The organism is Bacillus sp. UNC41MFS5, assembly GCF_000686805.1.
Genome location: NZ_JMLP01000016.1, coordinates 48,985 through 65,755 on the forward strand (window position 1 = coordinate 48,985; position 16,771 = coordinate 65,755).

The 16,771-nt window shown below is 35.4% G+C and carries 17 protein-coding genes and 1 pseudogene; 9 read left to right on the forward strand and 9 right to left on the reverse strand.

Annotated features, from left to right (window positions below):
* The first annotated feature begins 238 nt into the window (after positions 1-238).
* The 4 genes from BR30_RS0109125 to BR30_RS0109140 all read left to right on the forward strand — a co-directional run bounded on the left by BR30_RS0109125 (position 239) and on the right by BR30_RS0109140 (position 4,456).
* On the forward strand, positions 239-1,582 hold the full coding sequence (locus BR30_RS0109125; RefSeq protein WP_026564768.1) for an amino acid permease: 1,344 nt from the start codon (positions 239-241) through the stop codon (positions 1,580-1,582).
* Positions 1,583-1,788: 206 nt separating this feature from the next.
* Positions 1,789-2,802 (forward strand): SIS domain-containing protein, encoded by a 1,014-nt coding sequence (locus BR30_RS0109130; RefSeq protein WP_026564769.1) that lies wholly within the window; start codon positions 1,789-1,791, stop codon positions 2,800-2,802.
* Between the two features lie 75 nt (positions 2,803-2,877).
* On the forward strand, positions 2,878-3,660 hold the full coding sequence (gene frlD, locus BR30_RS0109135; RefSeq protein ID WP_026564770.1) for a fructoselysine 6-kinase: 783 nt from the start codon (positions 2,878-2,880) through the stop codon (positions 3,658-3,660).
* Between the two features lie 67 nt (positions 3,661-3,727).
* Positions 3,728-4,456 carry a GntR family transcriptional regulator gene (locus BR30_RS0109140; RefSeq protein WP_026564771.1) on the forward strand — a complete coding sequence of 243 codons (729 nt, stop codon included), beginning with the start codon at positions 3,728-3,730 and terminating at the stop codon, positions 4,454-4,456.
* Positions 4,457-4,806: 350 nt separating this feature from the next.
* On the opposite strand, the pseudogene BR30_RS35745 reads toward BR30_RS0109140, so the two are convergent.
* From BR30_RS35745 to BR30_RS38660, 7 genes and pseudogenes are all read right to left on the reverse strand, one after another.
* Positions 4,807-5,007 (reverse strand): annotated as a pseudogene (locus BR30_RS35745) (helix-turn-helix domain-containing protein); the annotation flags it as partial.
* A 47-nt stretch (positions 5,008-5,054) separates the two neighbouring features.
* The gene (locus tag BR30_RS0109145; protein ID WP_026564772.1) at positions 5,055-5,399 is read right to left on the reverse strand and encodes a DoxX family protein; all 345 of its coding nucleotides are present in this window, start codon (positions 5,397-5,399) and stop codon (positions 5,055-5,057) included.
* A 50-nt stretch (positions 5,400-5,449) separates the two neighbouring features.
* The gene (locus BR30_RS32905) at positions 5,450-6,676 is read right to left on the reverse strand and encodes an MFS transporter (RefSeq protein WP_231507659.1); all 1,227 of its coding nucleotides are present in this window, start codon (positions 6,674-6,676) and stop codon (positions 5,450-5,452) included.
* A 19-nt stretch (positions 6,677-6,695) separates the two neighbouring features.
* Positions 6,696-7,265, reverse strand: a complete 570-nt coding sequence (locus tag BR30_RS0109155) for a TetR/AcrR family transcriptional regulator (RefSeq protein ID WP_026564773.1) — start codon at positions 7,263-7,265, stop codon at positions 6,696-6,698.
* Between the two features lie 357 nt (positions 7,266-7,622).
* Positions 7,623-8,360 (reverse strand): pirin family protein, encoded by a 738-nt coding sequence (locus tag BR30_RS0109160; protein WP_026564774.1) that lies wholly within the window; start codon positions 8,358-8,360, stop codon positions 7,623-7,625.
* Positions 8,357-9,127 carry an SDR family NAD(P)-dependent oxidoreductase gene (locus tag BR30_RS32910; protein ID WP_269320605.1) on the reverse strand — a complete coding sequence of 257 codons (771 nt, stop codon included), beginning with the start codon at positions 9,125-9,127 and terminating at the stop codon, positions 8,357-8,359. The genes BR30_RS0109160 and BR30_RS32910 overlap by 4 nt, the downstream gene beginning before the upstream one ends.
* Positions 9,128-9,302: 175 nt before the next feature.
* A complete protein-coding gene (locus BR30_RS38660; protein WP_035445278.1) occupies positions 9,303-9,947 on the reverse strand; it encodes a winged helix-turn-helix transcriptional regulator in 645 nt (214 codons plus the stop codon).
* A 217-nt stretch (positions 9,948-10,164) separates the two neighbouring features.
* On the opposite strand from BR30_RS38660, the gene BR30_RS0109175 reads away from it, so the two are divergent.
* From BR30_RS0109175 to BR30_RS0109190, 4 genes are all read left to right on the forward strand, one after another.
* Entirely contained in the window at positions 10,165-10,974 is an 810-nt protein-coding gene (locus BR30_RS0109175) for an SDR family NAD(P)-dependent oxidoreductase (RefSeq protein WP_026564775.1), read from the forward strand.
* Positions 10,975-11,001: 27 nt separating this feature from the next.
* On the forward strand, positions 11,002-12,063 hold the full coding sequence (locus BR30_RS0109180) for an alkene reductase (protein WP_026564776.1): 1,062 nt from the start codon (positions 11,002-11,004) through the stop codon (positions 12,061-12,063).
* A 321-nt stretch (positions 12,064-12,384) separates the two neighbouring features.
* A complete protein-coding gene (locus BR30_RS0109185; RefSeq protein ID WP_026564777.1) occupies positions 12,385-12,615 on the forward strand; it encodes a hypothetical protein in 231 nt (76 codons plus the stop codon).
* A gap of 360 nt (positions 12,616-12,975) precedes the next feature.
* On the forward strand, positions 12,976-13,980 hold the full coding sequence (locus tag BR30_RS0109190; RefSeq protein WP_026564778.1) for a DUF3231 family protein: 1,005 nt from the start codon (positions 12,976-12,978) through the stop codon (positions 13,978-13,980).
* Positions 13,981-14,253: 273 nt separating this feature from the next.
* On the opposite strand, the gene BR30_RS0109195 is transcribed toward BR30_RS0109190, so the two are convergent.
* A complete protein-coding gene (locus BR30_RS0109195; protein WP_026564779.1) occupies positions 14,254-15,693 on the reverse strand; it encodes a flavin monoamine oxidase family protein in 1,440 nt (479 codons plus the stop codon).
* Between the two features lie 238 nt (positions 15,694-15,931).
* On the opposite strand from BR30_RS0109195, the gene BR30_RS0109200 reads away from it, so the two are divergent.
* Positions 15,932-16,144: a hypothetical protein gene (locus BR30_RS0109200; protein ID WP_026564780.1), complete on the forward strand. Its 213-nt coding sequence runs from the start codon at positions 15,932-15,934 to the stop codon at positions 16,142-16,144.
* A gap of 298 nt (positions 16,145-16,442) precedes the next feature.
* On the opposite strand, the gene BR30_RS32920 is transcribed toward BR30_RS0109200, so the two are convergent.
* Positions 16,443-16,724, reverse strand: coding sequence for a hypothetical protein (locus BR30_RS32920; protein WP_035445281.1), 282 nt, complete (start codon positions 16,722-16,724; stop codon positions 16,443-16,445).
* Between the last annotated feature and the right edge of the window lie 47 nt (positions 16,725-16,771).

A 16,771-nucleotide genomic window follows, 5' to 3' on the forward strand; every position in this document is an offset into this window, starting at 1 on the left:
GCTATTGTTATGTTTAATTATAATACAAGATATAACAAATAAAAGCGTTTTCACTCATGGAGGTGAACTAAATTGAAAATTAAGGAATGAATATCACGCTTAGGCATTATCCTTTCCCCTATTTTTTAGACGAAAATGGGATTAAATTATTATCAAAACCCACAAGATGCAATCATGAAATCTCTTAAGAAAATAAAGGAATTGGGAATCTTATCATCTGGATATGGAGGAACTCTTTATGAGTAATGGTGCACTTACACGAAAGCTCGGCTTCTGGTCTGCTCTGGCAATCGCCGTTGGAACGACTGTAGGATCAGGTATTTTTGTTTCTTCAGGTGATGTTGCAAAAGCCGCAGGTAGCCCTTCTATTTCTATTCTTGCCTGGATTATAGGCGGTGTTATTGCGATTCCGCAAGTGATGGTATTAGCTGAGTTATCAACTGCTTATCCCCAAAATGGGAGTGGTTACGTTTATTTGAATAAAGCAGGGTGGAGACCTCTGGGCTTTCTGTATGGCTGGGCTACGTTCTGGGCCTTGGATCCACCGTCTATTTCGATTATGGCGTTAGCGATTGTTTCCTATGTTGCAACCTTTTTACCGTTTTTCTCTGGAGTGCCTGGTAAATTACTGGGTATTGCTATCATTCTAATCATTACTTCCATTCATTATCGAAGTGTGAAAGAAGGCGGACTTTTCCAAGTTATTATTACTGCTGTGAAGATTATTCCATTTTTGATTGTCATTGTGTTAGGACTAATGTATATGAACCCTGGTAACTTTGCTTATTCTCCTACAACTGGAGCGGTGAAAACAAGTCTAATTGGCGGCGTGTCAGCTACCACTTGGGCATATACGGGTATGGCAGCGATTTGTTTTATGGCAGGAGAATTTAAAAATCCTGGTAAGGTTCTGCCGCGTGCACTTATTAGTTCCGTATTCATTGTATTAGCCCTATACACGTTACTTGCCGTTTGTGTCATCGGTTTAATGCCTTTTGAAAAATTAATAAGCACAAATGCAGCTGTTTCAGAAGCCGTAAAGTATATCCCAGGTCTGTCTGATATTGCCTCCTCATTTGTAGCTGTTACGGCTATTATCGTTATTTTGGGATCCTTGAGTTCCTGCATTATGTTCCAGCCACGCTTGGAATATGCGATGGCGAAGGACGGCTTATTTTTCAAACGCTTTGCAAAAGTTCATCCGAAGTATGAAACGCCGAGTTTTTCGATTATTGTTCAAGTAACCTATGCCTGTATTCTTGTCATGTTTAGTAATTTAACAGCATTACTCGGGTATTTCACGCTTATTCAATTGGTTATTAATATACTAGATTTTGCGGCCGTCTATAAATGCCGGAAAAGGGATGATTATAAACCAGTGTATCGAATGCCGGCGTGGAGATTAACAACGATATTAGCTATTCTTGGTGCGTCATGGTTGGCATGGGGAACGTTCACTTGGGCTCCATGGCAAGGGATGGTAGCCGCATTAATCGTCATTGCCACAGGACTCCCTGTTTACTACTATTGGGAAAAGAAATATGGGTCGAAGTCAGAAAAAAACAACAACTCAGTAGCTTAGTAGAAGGAGATTAGGGAAGTTAGGCTATTTTTACTAACTTCCTTACTTTAATAACAGGCTGTGTTAAAGGTTATTGTTATTTTGCAACTCTGTTGATTGGAGCAGAAATTAACAGACAAGTTTAACACAGCCTAAAAAAGACATAACAAATAGTTTTTAAAATTGAATCGATAATTTCTCGATTCAATATAGAGGAGGAAAATGGCATGTTAAAATTTGATGAAGAGTTATTTCTTAAACTGGTAGAAAAAGAGGGCCTTGCGTTTAGAGGTCCAATTGAAGACATTGTAGATGGAATTTCAAAAAGAGGATACAGTAATATTTTCTTAATAGGTGCTGGTGGTACGATTGCGATGATGTATCCTTATGAATATATTTTAAAGTCAAACTCCACGATTAACGTCCATGCAGAAATTGCAGCAGAATTTATGGTCATGAATAATAAGCATTTTAGCAAAGACTCTGTTTGTATCTTTACCTCTGTGTCAGGGACAACAAAAGAAACGGTTGCAGCCGCAGAATTTTGTAAAGAACAAGGAGCTACTACCATTGCTTTAGTAGCTGAGCCCAATACTCCGTTAACACAAATTGTCGATCACTGCATCACAACAGGTTCTGAAAAACATTCCTTTGATACCTTCTTTATGCTGTTATACATGGTTGTTTTCCGTTTCATGTACAACAACAATGAATTTCCTCAATATGAGCAATTCACCAAGGAAGTTGTCTTACTTCCAAGAGCTATTCTAAGTGCTGTGAAGGCTTTTGACAAAAAAGCAGAAGAGTTCGCTATTAAGCATAAAGATACAGATTATCACATGATGATTGGATCTGGTAACTTATGGGGTAACACGTATTCATATGCCATGTGTATCCTAGAAGAAATGCAATGGATCCATGCGAAATCGATTCATGCTGCTGAGTTTTTCCATGGCACCCTTGAACTTGTTGTCGAAGATACAAGTGTGATTTTACTAAAAGGTGAAGACGAAACTAGACCACTGATGGACCGTGTCGAGAGATTTGCTGAGCAGATTACAAAAGAACTAACGGTTATTGATACGAAAGACTTCGAAATGGGAGGCATTAGCGATGAATTCAGAAAACACTTTGCTGTAAGTATTAACTGGTCCGTTCTAAGCCGGATTAGTGTTCACCTTGAACGGGTACGAAACCACTCCTTAAATCTTAGAAGATATTATCGAGTAATGGAATATTAGACCATTAATGAGCACTACATCGTAGTGCTCGTTTCTTCCATTTCACCATTATTTAGCAGAAAGTAGGGTAAAAGGATGAGAATTGCAACGGTCGGAGATAACTGTATGGATGTTTATCAAGCAAGCGGGAAGGTCTATCCTGGAGGCAATCCTGTGAATGTGGCTGTCTATTTAAAGGAATTAGGTGTCGATTCTGCCTATATTGGCTGGGTGGGTTCCGATTCATATGGTGATAAAATGATTCAGGCAATCCAAGATAAGGGGATCGATATTACGCATCTATCCCAGAAGGAAGGAAAAACGGCCGTTACGTATGTAGAATTAGTTGGAAATGACCGAAGTTTTGGGCAGTACGATGAAGGAGTCATGACTGACTTTTCCTTAAAGCAAGAGGAACTTAACTTTATTGGAACACATCAACTTGTACATTCGGGAATTTGGGGGCATGTTGAATGGTATTATCCACTTTTTAAAGAGATGGGTCTGCCTACCTCCTTTGATTTCTCGGATCAATTAAATCATCGTCTAGTAAAAACATTACCAGCGTATGTTGACTATTCTTTCTTCTCCTATACAAAGGACGATGCTTATATTCGTCAATTTTTAAAAGATATTAATAAAATTGGCTCTAAAACCGTTGTAGCAACCTTAGGAGAAAATGGATCGCTAGCCTACGACGGTGAACAATTTTATCAGTGTGGTGTCGTTGATGCGAATGTAGTCGATACAATGGGAGCTGGAGATTCATTCATTTCCGGTTTTATTTATGGAAGATTGAAAGGATTATCCATTAACGAATGCTTAGAATTGGGCACAGAAACAGCTTCGAAAACGATTAGATATTTTGGTGCATGGTGACTAGGACTGGTAATCAAGGTATAATAGAAAGTATATAATTTATTGACGGATAAGGATGAAATAAGCTATGAATTTAAATCCTTCAACCCCACAGCCGCTCTACATGCAGATCAGGCAAATGTTGAAGAATGATATTCAGAACGGAAAATATAAACCGGATGAACAGATCCCTACTGAAGCAGAACTTTGTGAAATATATAATGTAAGCCGGATAACAATCCGTAAAGCAATTGAGGAATTGGTGAACGAAGGAACCTTGACACGTATTCCTCGTAGAGGTACTTTTGTTGCGTCCAATAAGTTTCATAATGAATTATTATCCGTAAGTGGATTTTCAGAGTTTAGTCATCAGTTGGGCATGATTCCTAATTCTCGTATTTTAAGAAGTGAGGTAATCCCCGCAACTGAAGAAGTGGCAAGTCATCTCCTTATTGAAAAAGCAAGTCCTGTTCTGGAACTTGAGCGGCTCATGTATGTAAATGGTCGCCCACTTTTTTACGATATTGCTCATTATTCGTTAATGCGTTTTCCAGATTTAGAAAAGAAAATTGCAGGAGATGAATCAACTTATAAAATCCTTTTAGAAGATTATCTTACAGAAATAGTAAGTAACGATAAAATTATTGATGTGATTGGTGCAACAAAGGATTATGCTAAGTTATTAGAATGTGATATTGGAGCAAATCTCTTTAGAATTTTAAAAATTGCTTTTGATGCAAACGAACAGCCCGTACACCTTTCTACTTTTATGTGTGAGACAAATAAAGTCAATTTGACCGTCCATAGGGCAAAATAGAGAGGACCCCAAAAAGATTAAAGGGTTCCGTTTCCTATCGCAAAACTTGAAATTACAGTTCAAAATGCAACTAAATTTGCACCGTATTTTGTATTGCCTTTTGTAATGAAAGAAAATGACTCAGTTCATTAGAATTGGGTTATTTTTTCTTCTACTTACTCAACTAAAGCTACCCTATAGTTTAAGTACATTTTTTCACAAACTTATACTTTTTCTCATTTCATTTATTACAGAAATGCTACCCCGTTTGCACATAAAAAAGCTGCCTAATTAATAGCAGCTACAAACCTATATAGGAAATGTAAATATTCCTCACTACGTTTTCTTACTAATTATATATCTAACCAGCATTAATTTATCTGTGACAGATATTCAAATGCCGTTGTTCCAAATACACTTTTAAAATGTTTATTCAAATGAGTTAAATCAACAAATCCACATTCAGCTACTGCGGAATATATATCACCATTCTTTTCTATTAACTGCTTTGCACGCTCTATCTTGCAGTTAAGAAAGTATTGGTATAATCCTCTTATATACAAGCGTTTTAGGACATTAGTTAAAACACATTAATAATGTTCTCAAATTGATAGAAGAGTTAAGTGTTAATAAAAAACACAATCAGTGTTGCTATCATTACAACAAGAGCTGGTCCACTTTCTGAAAAAGGTTCTTTCACCCTAAAATGTAAGAGGATTCCCACTAACATAGTTATAGCAATCCAAGCACTACCTAATACTGTAAACAATGGACTCCAAATTCCTATACATATTCCAATAGCCCCTATTAATTGTACAACTCCAGTTAGCATACGGAACCATGTTGGTAATTTTAAATGATGAAAATTTTCTAATGCCTTCTTTGAACCAACCAATGCTGAAATACCAAGAAAGGTAAACATGAAACCAAGGATAATTTGCAAAACTAATGAAACAATTTGCATATTTTTCTCTCCCTACAAGAACATGATTAGAAAATCTTAGAATAAAAGGTTTAAGAATTTCTTTCTAGTGCTACACTCTTAGAAGCTACCGTAGGAGCCAATTTGATAAAAAAAGATAATAAAAATCCTACTAAGAGAATGGACCCTAAGATTCCGAAAGATAATAGATATTGCTCTGTTTTTAGTAAGTTAATAGCTAATATCGGACCCGTGCTGGCACCAAGGAAGAGTATAAACGCGTTAAGAGAAATAGCACTTCCCCTTGCATTTCCACCAAGTTGATTGATAATTGAGATGATTATGGGGGTTATTACTGCAATGCCGGCTACAAATCCTACACTCATTAAGACGATGAATGGCAAGTATGGGCTAAGACCTAAAGCAAGCAGTCCAACAGCAGCTAAAGCTAATCCACCTCGGAGAACAGTTGCTATTCCAATTTTTTGGGCAATTCTTCCGGAAAACGGTGATAGAAGCATCCCAAGGATCCCAACTGCTCGAATATATAGTATTTCCTGGTTAGTAAGCCCAAACTTAGTCGAACTTAAATAGCTTCCCAGTATGGTATACATTCCAACTAAAGATAATAAGAGCATAAACGTAATAGAAAAAGCTAAAAGCAACTGTGTTTGTTTTAGTAGAGTTGTCATTTGTTTAAACTTAATAAACACATTTTCTTTCGGTCTTCGCATTTCGTCTTTTGGAAGAAATCCTATAACGAGTAGAGTAGTGATAAAATACAGAATTCCTAAAATAAAGAAGATGGCGTGCCAACCTAAATATTCATTCACGATTCCGCTAAAAACTTGCCCCACTATGCCTGCCATCAGAAGCCCAGAACTAATAAATCCAACAGCTGTTAGCCTTTTAGGAGGCGGAAACATTTCTCCTGCATATACCAGTGAGATAGGAGCAAAAGCGGCAGCTATTATCCCTTGTATCCCTCTTAGGATAATAAGTCCATAAAAACTGTCTACAAATCCAATGGCAATCGTAATTACTGTTAACACACTGATGCTCGTTACTAAAAAAACTTTACGTCCATATCTGTCGGAGAATGGTCCATAAAGCAGACAACCCAGTGCATAACATAGAGAAAATGAACTTCCAATCCAAGCTGCTTGTGTCGAGCTAACATGAAAAGATTGGATAAATACAGTTGTTAACGGAATAGTAATATACATACTAGTTAAAATAATTAAACCACACCAAAATAAAATCGTGGTCATTAAAGAATAGTTCTTATTGTATGATGTTGTATTTGCCGGTTGAGTCACTAATAAAAATCCTCCTGGTTTAAGATTGATTCGGGATACCAATTCCCTTAATAACTCGGATCAATAATTCGTTGATATAATCTTCATCTGGAACTTTTTTATATATGAGTATCTGGAAGTAAATTGGACCATATAACATATCTAAAACTGCATCCGTGTTAATTGTGGATTGAACTTCACCCTTATCCATTGCAGCTTGAAGTAATTGTTTTGCTTCATTTCTTCTAAGGCTAAGATATGAGGTGTAAAATTTCTTAGCAATTTCTTCATTCTCTATAACTATGGTTAATATTGACTTACCAATCTTGCTGTTAAGAATATGGGCTAAAGCTTGAAGATGTTGTTTAAATGTGTCCTGTACTGGATTATTGCTGTTAAATTCGAATTTTGAATCTACCACCATTAAAAAAGCATCTAACACAAGGTACGCTTTATTTTCCCACCATCGATAGATGGTTGTTTTTCCGACTCCAGCATGTGAAGCTATTGCCTCAATTGTTAAAGATGAATAACTGGTGAACTCTAACATCTCAATGGTTGCATTAAGAATCTCATTTCTACTCCGAGGTTCTTTTTTCTTTCCTGTCATAGTGATTTCACCTCCTTGGTAATAAAACAGTCTCTCATAAAAAACAAAACGAAACGTATCGTATCATTTTATCTATAATGATTACAATATACTTTCTGAAACGCATTTTTGCAAGTAAAAAGTATGCACAAGAAATGTAGTTAGTTATAAGGAAGTTGAATATGAAAGACTCGCTACGAGCGAATGGCTAGTTCTTACTCGACGGGAATCCCACCCGCACACGCCCTCGTTAGTTGAATTACATTTATTAAAATTAAATAGTTTTAAGTTATTAAAGGAGTGATGCTTCTATTGTGAAAGAAAGGAGCAATACTCATTATTGAGTATTGCCCCAAGTTAGTTCAGTGAAATTATTATCTATCTTTTTAAACCACTAAAGTTACCAGAAAAAGTCATCTGTGCATTTAGGTCTACTAAAAATAGTACGAGGGTTGTATCTTCAATTAATTCAACCTCTTGTAACTCCTTTTCATTACCTGTTACAGCATCCCCTTTATATAATGTTTCCTCACCAGCTTTTATTGCTCCATTCATAACATAAAGCCAAGGTGTATAATTTTCTAATTTCGGAATCTCTAATTTTGCTCCATTTTTTGCATGTGCATCGTAAACAGCAATATTTTGGCGGATTTCTAAAGGGGCAGACATCTCTTTTGGTCCTGCAATGAGCTTCCAATCTTCATTTTTATTATTTGTATCAAAGAACTGAACTTTTGGCTCAAGGTCTGCTTCAGATGGTCGAATAAAAATTTGAAGCATCTCAACTGTACCATTAGGTGTTGTTTCTTCGTGGAAGAAGCTTCTACCTGCATTCATCAACATGTGCTTGGAAGGCGAAATCATAATTTCAGTACCATCGGAATCTTTATGCAACATTTCTCCATTCCACATATAGCTTAAAATTTCATCATTAATATGTTCATGCATTTTTACGAATGCACCTTGACCAAGCTTCGCATGGTCAATTCGGCTAAGTGCACCGAAGGCAAAGTCGTCTAGAGTAGTATCTTGCCAGATTAATCCTGGTCTTTTAAATGTTAAATTAAAAACTTTATGACCGTTTGAATACGATTGATGGTGTCTTAAAATATTCATGCTAGATCTCCTCCTGCAACGTCAGGTAGAATCATATGGCTTTTAAAACTCGTCCATCCGTCATCTACTTTAATAATCGTTCCGTTAATGACATTCGATTCCTCTGAAGCTAAAAAAGCAATTACGTTAGCTATGTCACTCGGCTCTATGATGTTATTCCTCATATGGTAACTCTTTAATTGGTCACCTAAGCCCATCGCCAATACATCTTTTAGGATGGCTGTATTTACAGTTCCAGGTGTAACTCCAACTACTCTTATTCCATGAGGTGCTAATTCTAAAGCAGCAGTCTTTGTCATGCTCTCCACCGCAGCCTTGCTCGCTCCATAGGCAAAATGGTTTTCAGATGCCAGTATTCCAAATACGCTTGCGGTATTTATAATTACGCCTTTTACACCTAATTCAACCATCCTTTTAGAAGCAGCAAATATACCATATGCTACACCAAATTGGTTAATTCCAACCGTGTTTAGATAGTTAGGAACGTTAGTATCAAGTAATGGAGAAGTACCGGAAATTCCAGCATTATTCCAAATGACATCTAGCGTTCCATATGTCTCAATTGCATATTCAACCAATGCTGAGACTTGTTCATAATTACTAACATCAACTTTAAAAAAGTTGGCTTCCTCATTGCGTGCTTTTATTTCAGAAACTGCTTCTTGTCCGTTAATTTCATCAAAATCAGCAATGATTACTTTCGCACCTTCTGCGGCAAATTTATTTGCTGTTGCTCGTCCCATTCCTGATGCTCCACCAGTAATAATAGCTACTTTTCATTTTAACCCCATGTTAAACTCCCCCTTAGATGTTTAAGATGTATCACCTTACAATCTAATTATGCGACAAGGGAGTTCTTTTAGTAAGTAGGCACTATTATTTTACATAGGAACATTTTTTATACCTACTGTTATTAATGATTTTATGATAGATCACATACATTTATTTTGATAAGGTATGCTCTCTACCCCAACTATTTAATTGCAATAATATTGCTTCGAGTGTTTTTCCATACTCTGTGATAGAGTAAACGACTTTAGGAGGTACTTGTTGGTAGACCTCTCTATTTATGATTCCTTCTTGTTCTAGTTCACGTAGATCGTTGGTTAACATTCGCTTATTAATCGATGGGATGTTTCTTTGTAATTCGCTAAATCTTTTTTCGTTTTCTAGTAACTCTGTTATAATAATAGGTTTCCATTTCCCTACAATCAAATTGATGGTTGTTAGAGCTTGGCACACATTTTCAGGGTTATCTTCGGTAGAAATAATTTTATTATCCTCTGATGTTATATGGTCTTTCCCCCAATTATTCATTGAAGATAAAACAGGTTCCAACGACTTTCCATATTCAGTTATAGAATACTCCACTTTTGGAGGGACTTCTTGATAGACTTTTCGTTTTATTATTTTATCTGCTTCTAATTCTCTAAGACGAAGTGTTAGCATCCTTTTATTGATCTCAGGTATCAATTTTTGGAGCTCGCTATACCTCTTTGTTCCCTCTTTCAATAAATGATAAATAATAATTGGTTTCCACTTACCAACAAAAGCCTCTAATGTGCTTTGTAACTCTTTATATTCCATTTTCTCACCTCTACAATAAAAATCCTTATATTTTATATAGGTCTACTAATTGTTCCTATGTAAAATAAAAGTGCCTACTTACAATCATTATAACTATAAACGATAATAAGCGTAAGAGTTGATTGATAGCTCTTAATTAAATTTGTTTATTAAAGCAAATTACTATTTCTGTTCAATAAAAGGATATCTGAACGTTATAAAGGAGGGCATTTGATTAATGAAACAGTTGCAAGAGAAAACCTTACAAGAATTAATTTCACTTAAAGGAAAAACAGCAGTAGTGACTGGTGGAGCTTCAGGCATTGGTTTTGCAATTAGTAAAAGACTTGCAGAAGCCGGTGCGAATGTGATTATAGCAGATTTAAATGAGGAAGCTGCAACAAAGGTTGCTAAGGAGTTATCAGAAACATACAACACAAATAATAATGGACTTCATTTAAATGTGAAAGAGCCAGATTCTATTGTTGCGTTGGTTCAAAAATCTGTAGAACTTACTGGTCGTTTAGATATTTGGGTTAATAATGCAGGTATATATCCATCTAAACCAATCCTTGAAATTAATAATGATGAATGGGATTTAGTTCACGACCTTAATCTAAAAGGTACGTTCATTGGAGCTAGAGAAGCGGCGAAGGTTATGATTGAGAAAGATATTAAGGGAGTAATTATCAACCTTGCATCTACAGCAGCTTTCAATGCAAGTAATGGTGCTAACCCTGCACATTATGTTTCATCAAAACATGGGGTTTCGGGTCTAACAAAAAGTTTAGCTGTTGAGTTAGGACCAAAAGGAATTCGAGCTGTTGCTGTTGCTCCTACATTAACAGAAACAGGTGGAGTGGAATTAAAAAGAAAGAATGATTTGGGCATGGATGCTGCATTAAATGCCTACGCACAGAATATCCCATTAGGACGTTTAGGAAAACCAGATGATATAGCTAAAACTGTTCTTTTCGCAGCATCTGAATTAGCTTCATTTGTGACTGGTAGCACTTTATTAGCTGATGGTGGAGATATCGCACGCTAAATTTACTTTATTAGGGAGTTGTATATTATGAATAACTTATGGAAAGAAATCAAAGTTGGAAATATGGAATTAAAACATCGTTTGGCAATGGCACCAATGACTAGGAGTAGAGCATTAACTGATGGTACTCCTTCAGAATTAAGTGTTGAATACTACGGTCAACGTGCTTCGTTAGGATTACTTATTAGTGAAGGAGCTCAACCTTCTGAAGATGGACAAGGCTATATTAATACACCTGGTATTTATAATAAGCAACATATTGAAGGTTGGAAAAAAATTACCGACCGTGTTCATCAAGAGGGTGGTCATTTATTTATTCAATTGATGCATGTTGGTAGAGTATCACATCCAGATAATACGCCACATCACCGACAAGCTGTAGCTCCTTCAGCTATAGCTCCTGGGGAAAGTATTTTCACTGTTGAAGGTATGAAAGAAATTCCGACTCCAAGAGAATTGAGAACAGAAGAAATTAAGAGTGTTGTAGATGAATTTAGAAAAGCTGCTGCTGCTGCTATTAAAGCAGGAGCCGATGGTGTAGAAATTCATGGGGCAAACGGCTATCTGATACAACAGTTTATTGGTGAAAATTCAAACCAAAGAACAGATGAATATGGTGGGACTGTAGAGAATCGTGCTCGTTTTGCGATTGAGGTCACGAAAGCAATTGTAGAAGAAATTGGTGCTGACAAAACTGGGTTCCGTATTTCGCCTCAAGTAACACTTGGTGGAATTGATGAAGGAGAACAAGGTCCAGATGTTTATCGCTATCTTGTTAAAGAATTAGCTAAATATAATTTAGCTTATCTTCATGTAATGCATGGAGGAAATGAAGATTTATTAAAAGAGATCCGCTCCCTTTGGTCAAATCCTTTATTAGTGAACAGAGGTGGAAGACCTGTAGATGAAATTAGTAAAGATATTGACGCAGGCATTGCAGATGTTGCCCCATTAGGTACTCTAGCACTTGCTAATCCAGATATCGTTGAACGATTAAAAACTGGTGCTGAATTAAATGAAGCTGATAGAAGTACGTTTTATGGTGGTGGAAAAGAAGGATATACTGACTATCCTTTCTTAAATAAATAAATCTTTTATGATAAGAAGACACTGGAAAGATTTCCAGTGTCTTCTTACATATCTATATGTGAACATTAACTAGTATTACCATTTTTAGTCTTTCACTAAACTGCCCCGTTAGTTGAACAAGCACCATTTCAAGTATTGCATATTATCTCGAAAGACGACATGCTGATGTCCTATTTTATTGTCCTTATTAATGAGGACATTAACTTAAAATTGTAAACGAAAAATTTGATATTAAATTTAACCTAAAAACAATAAAGACACACTCATTTAAATTCTTAAAGTAATAAAATATAAAAAAAACAGACGAAAGTTGGGAACAAAATGTACCAAATTAATACTGGAATCAATGGAGTGGGCTATTATGGTTTTACTCCTTTAGCTTGGGGAGGTTGGGCACAGCCAATTCATGGTATATACCCTCACCAATATTATCCATTTGGTGGTAGTCAATTTAACATAAGTCCAGTTTCAACAACTCCACATATGTCTGGTCCCCTATCTTCAGGTCCGGCTGTTCCATTCCGAAATATTCATTATTTTTTCAAAATTTAAATTCTTACTAATCTTTATATAAGATTAATCAACACTAAAATGGTAAAAAACCTCACTTATTGGAAGCGTTCATAGGACGCTTCTTTTTCATCTTTTTTACCTAAAATCTATTCACTCCACAACCACCTCTTATCGTCGTCTTTTTTCTCAAATGCGACATTAATAATCAAATTACTATTTCAACTAACCTGCTCCGTTAGCACAATAAGAAAAAGGGATCGCCGCAGCCATCCCGATCTTTAACTCTTGCACCCGTTAGTTCAACAAGAAACTACCCAACTAATCATCTAAAAGGTTTAAGTTCAAAGAAATGCATATCTATTTATGTATTAGTAAAAAATACTGAAGAGGTGAGAACAAATGGAAAATGATAATTTAAAACTTACATCTTCCGAAATAGGATCACTATGGGGGGAGTATGTAAACGGAACAATGGCCGAGGTAGTAAATAGGTATATGATTTCTATTTTAGAAGACGAATCAATAAAAAAAGTTTTTGAAATAGCCATTGAGACATGGGAAAAGCAAAAGAAGCAGCTTGTTTCCTTCATTGAGAAGGATGGATTTCCAGTTCCCATTGGATTTACTGAGTCCGACCTTAATAAAAGTGCAGAGAGATTGTTTTCTGACACATTCTGCTTAAATTATTTACATATTATGACTATACATGGTTTGTTGGGTCATACAACTGCTTTATGTGTTTCTGTCAGAAAGGACATACGGGAATTTTACAATTCATGTGATAATGATGCAAAAAGTATTTACGATTTAACCATTGAGTTATTGCTTAAAAAAGGAAAATTCCAAAGAGACCCCTATTTCTATCCTAACGAGAGCCCTGAATTTATTTCTACCAAAGATTTTACTGATGGATTCTTCGGAAAAGGGAGACTTTTATCTGCTTTAGAAATAATCAGTATTTCTCTTAACATTAAAAAGGGCATTATGGCAAAAACTCTTTCAATCGGATTCAGTCAAGTCACAGAATCGAAAGAAGTAAGAAAGTTTTTTGAGGAATTAGAAAAAACCTCAGATGAAAACCTGCAGGCCCTTTCGAAAATTATGCACAAGGATAATTTGCCAGTTCCAATGTCGTGGGAATCAGAGGTTACAACGTCAAAAGAATCTCCTTTTTCAGATAAATTAATGTTGTATCATATGGGTTTCTTGGCTCAAACTGCACAAGTATATTACGGGACAGGTCTAGCAGGAGCCATGCGAACAGACTTAGCTGTAGCTTATGAAAAGGCAATTCTAAAAACATTAGGAATTACCAAAGACTGGTTCGATATTATGGTGAAAAACAAGTGGTTAGAACAGCCACCACTTGCTCCCAATAGAAAAGAACTTGCACAAGATAAATAAGATATATCCCTCATTAGTGAGGGGTATATTTTTAATTAGCTTCTTAATTTAACGGATAATTCCACCATAAAGTAGTTATTCCTTATTCAACTACCCTGCCATTTAGTGCAGTAAAAAAGACCGCCGAAGCAGTCGATCGTTAATGAACTAACGCATGCGCTAGTTGAATAAAAAAATCCTTTATATTCAGTAATCTGTTTAAATAAATACTCTAAATTATCAATAAAAGATGACCTTTTTGTGGAAGTTCATCTTTTGATATTTAAATAAAACTTATCTATTACTAACTTCATACGCTGTTCTAACTCCTGCTTCAATCGCGCCTTGAATCCAACCTGGTGTAGTAGATGAATGTGATCCTGCGAAATGAATTCTCCCTTCTGGTGTACTAATATATTGACCTAATTCTTTTATTTGGTCGGGTTTAAACATGACAAATGCTCCTCCATAATAAGGGAATTCAGACCAATTATGTGAATATCCTATTAAAAACTCCGCAAACACTTGATTTCCAAATATATACGAAAGATCATTTAAAGCAATTTTAATACGTTCTTGTTGTGTCATATTATCCCAAATGCTAGAATCGTCTTCCCATGTGTAGCTAGCTAACATAATCCCTGTACTGTCCGATGCCTCTTGACCATGACTAGGAAAATATGCAAACTTGATTGGTAAATCGGTTGTTATTTTTCCACCATATAACCCATATTTTTCCCAAAATCTGGTTTTAAATTGAAGTCCTATTTTAGTTGAATTTGCATAATGTATCTTTCTAATAACTTTCCTCTTGTCATATGAAATAGACTCAAAGGGAAGTAAATCTACGAAATTCAATAAAGAAAAAGGAATTGTTGAAATAACAAAGTCGCTTGTAAGTTGATGCTCAGTATTAAGTATTTGATTTTCTGTATAGATTGTTACGTTTGATTCTTGTTGCATAATTTTCTTTACTCTTTGATTAGTAATAATATCGTCTTTTAGTTGTGGTAAAAATCCATTAATAAGATGATCAGTACCCCCTGAAATTTCATAAAGTTTTAGGTTCTTTGTAAGGAGTACTAAAACTTCTCTTAATATTGCAGTAAATGCAAGTTCAGAAAACCCTTCTAATCCGACCATCGTTTCAATCATATCGATTGCTTCAGCTGATAAGGATACACCCACAGGGTTATATTTTAAAAAGTTAGCCATTGAAAAATGATCATACATATTAATAACTATATCCCAATTTTTTTCGGGATCTTGGTTTATAAAATCAATAACTGGACCAACTGCTAATAATAGTAACTCTGTTGCAGTTTTTCCTTTTTCACTTGGGTAGACTTTAAACCTTAATTGGTCTGGATTTGTTCCATAATTTTTTTCATTTGTTAATATATTATTGATGTAAATCAGATCATTAGGGGTGCTATTTATAAATTCATTGACTTGTAAATTGAATTTTTTTATATATTCAAAAACTAAATGGTGAAATGAAGGTATACGCATTGCCCCAAGATCTATATATTGATTATTAATAAAAGGTTCCCTTTTTGTGTAAATTCTTCCACCAATTCTGTTATTTGCTTCAATAATGGTAACCCGATGTCCAGCTTCTTTCAAGAGTGAAGCAGCAACTAAACCAGATATCCCTGCACCTATAATGGTTACATCCTTTGGTGAATTCGTTTTTTGTAACCCATTTTGAATTATGTAAATCATTTGCTCCATTGAAAGCAGTAATTTTTGTATCAAAGATATCACCTCTACTTCAAAAAAAATAACTACCAATAAAATGTTATTCGATACAAAATCGAATTAGAATATTAACTAGGATTAAATTCATTAATCATACTAAATGATGGACGTTTAACCGATCCCTTCTTTTACTAACCTGCCCCGTTTGTGAAACAACTTAAAGGAAAGAACCTCCTTCATGTCGAATATAATAGGTAAAGGGGATGACCCAATGAATAAAGTTGAATTATTAAAAAAACTACACAATGCCAGTCGAGGTAATTTGTTTTCAACAGAGATTCCTAAAGCTACAAATGAAGATGTAAAAAAGATTGAAGAATTGGTTGGAGAATTAGTAAGTGAAGGAAAAATCAAGTTAAGAGAATGTGTACTACGAGAATACTCAGTTTATTTACACGGAATAATTAAGTATGCATCCGAATAATCGGGTGCTTTTTTATTGGGGTGAAACACAAGTGGTCTTCAAGGTATTTAATTTTTCAACCCCGCTGTCGCAACATCCTACCTTACCCCTTGTTTCAATAAAACCCTAAGATTAATTAGGTCATTTTTGAGTCACAATTACCACACCGATAGCAAAATTTCCTAGGATATCTTAAACTAACTCGACCTTTATTTCTTCACATTCAACTAACCTGCATCTCTAGTTCAATAAGAAAAAGCCGCCAAGTATGGCAGCTGACTATCTGTTCTTCTATATTAAAGCATCTTCGTACTTAGAATTAATGATTATTTTTCATTCCTATAATCAGAGTTTCAATCTGTTCTTGTGAAAGTTGCTCCCGTTCAATCTCCACATCTTTGCCTCCGCCAATCCAAACTAGATCATCATGATTTGATAAAGGTTTTCTTCCTCTTGGTACAGATTCTGTGTATTTTTCCCACACATCATTAATCTTAGCGAGTGATACATCACCTCTTTTCATCGTCAAACCACCTATACTTTTTGGCATCATCAAACCACTTATAAATTGTTTTTTTGAGAAATAAAAATCTTCTTCCATTTATTCATCTCCTTAATAGTTAATAGTATATGTAAATTACGTCATTA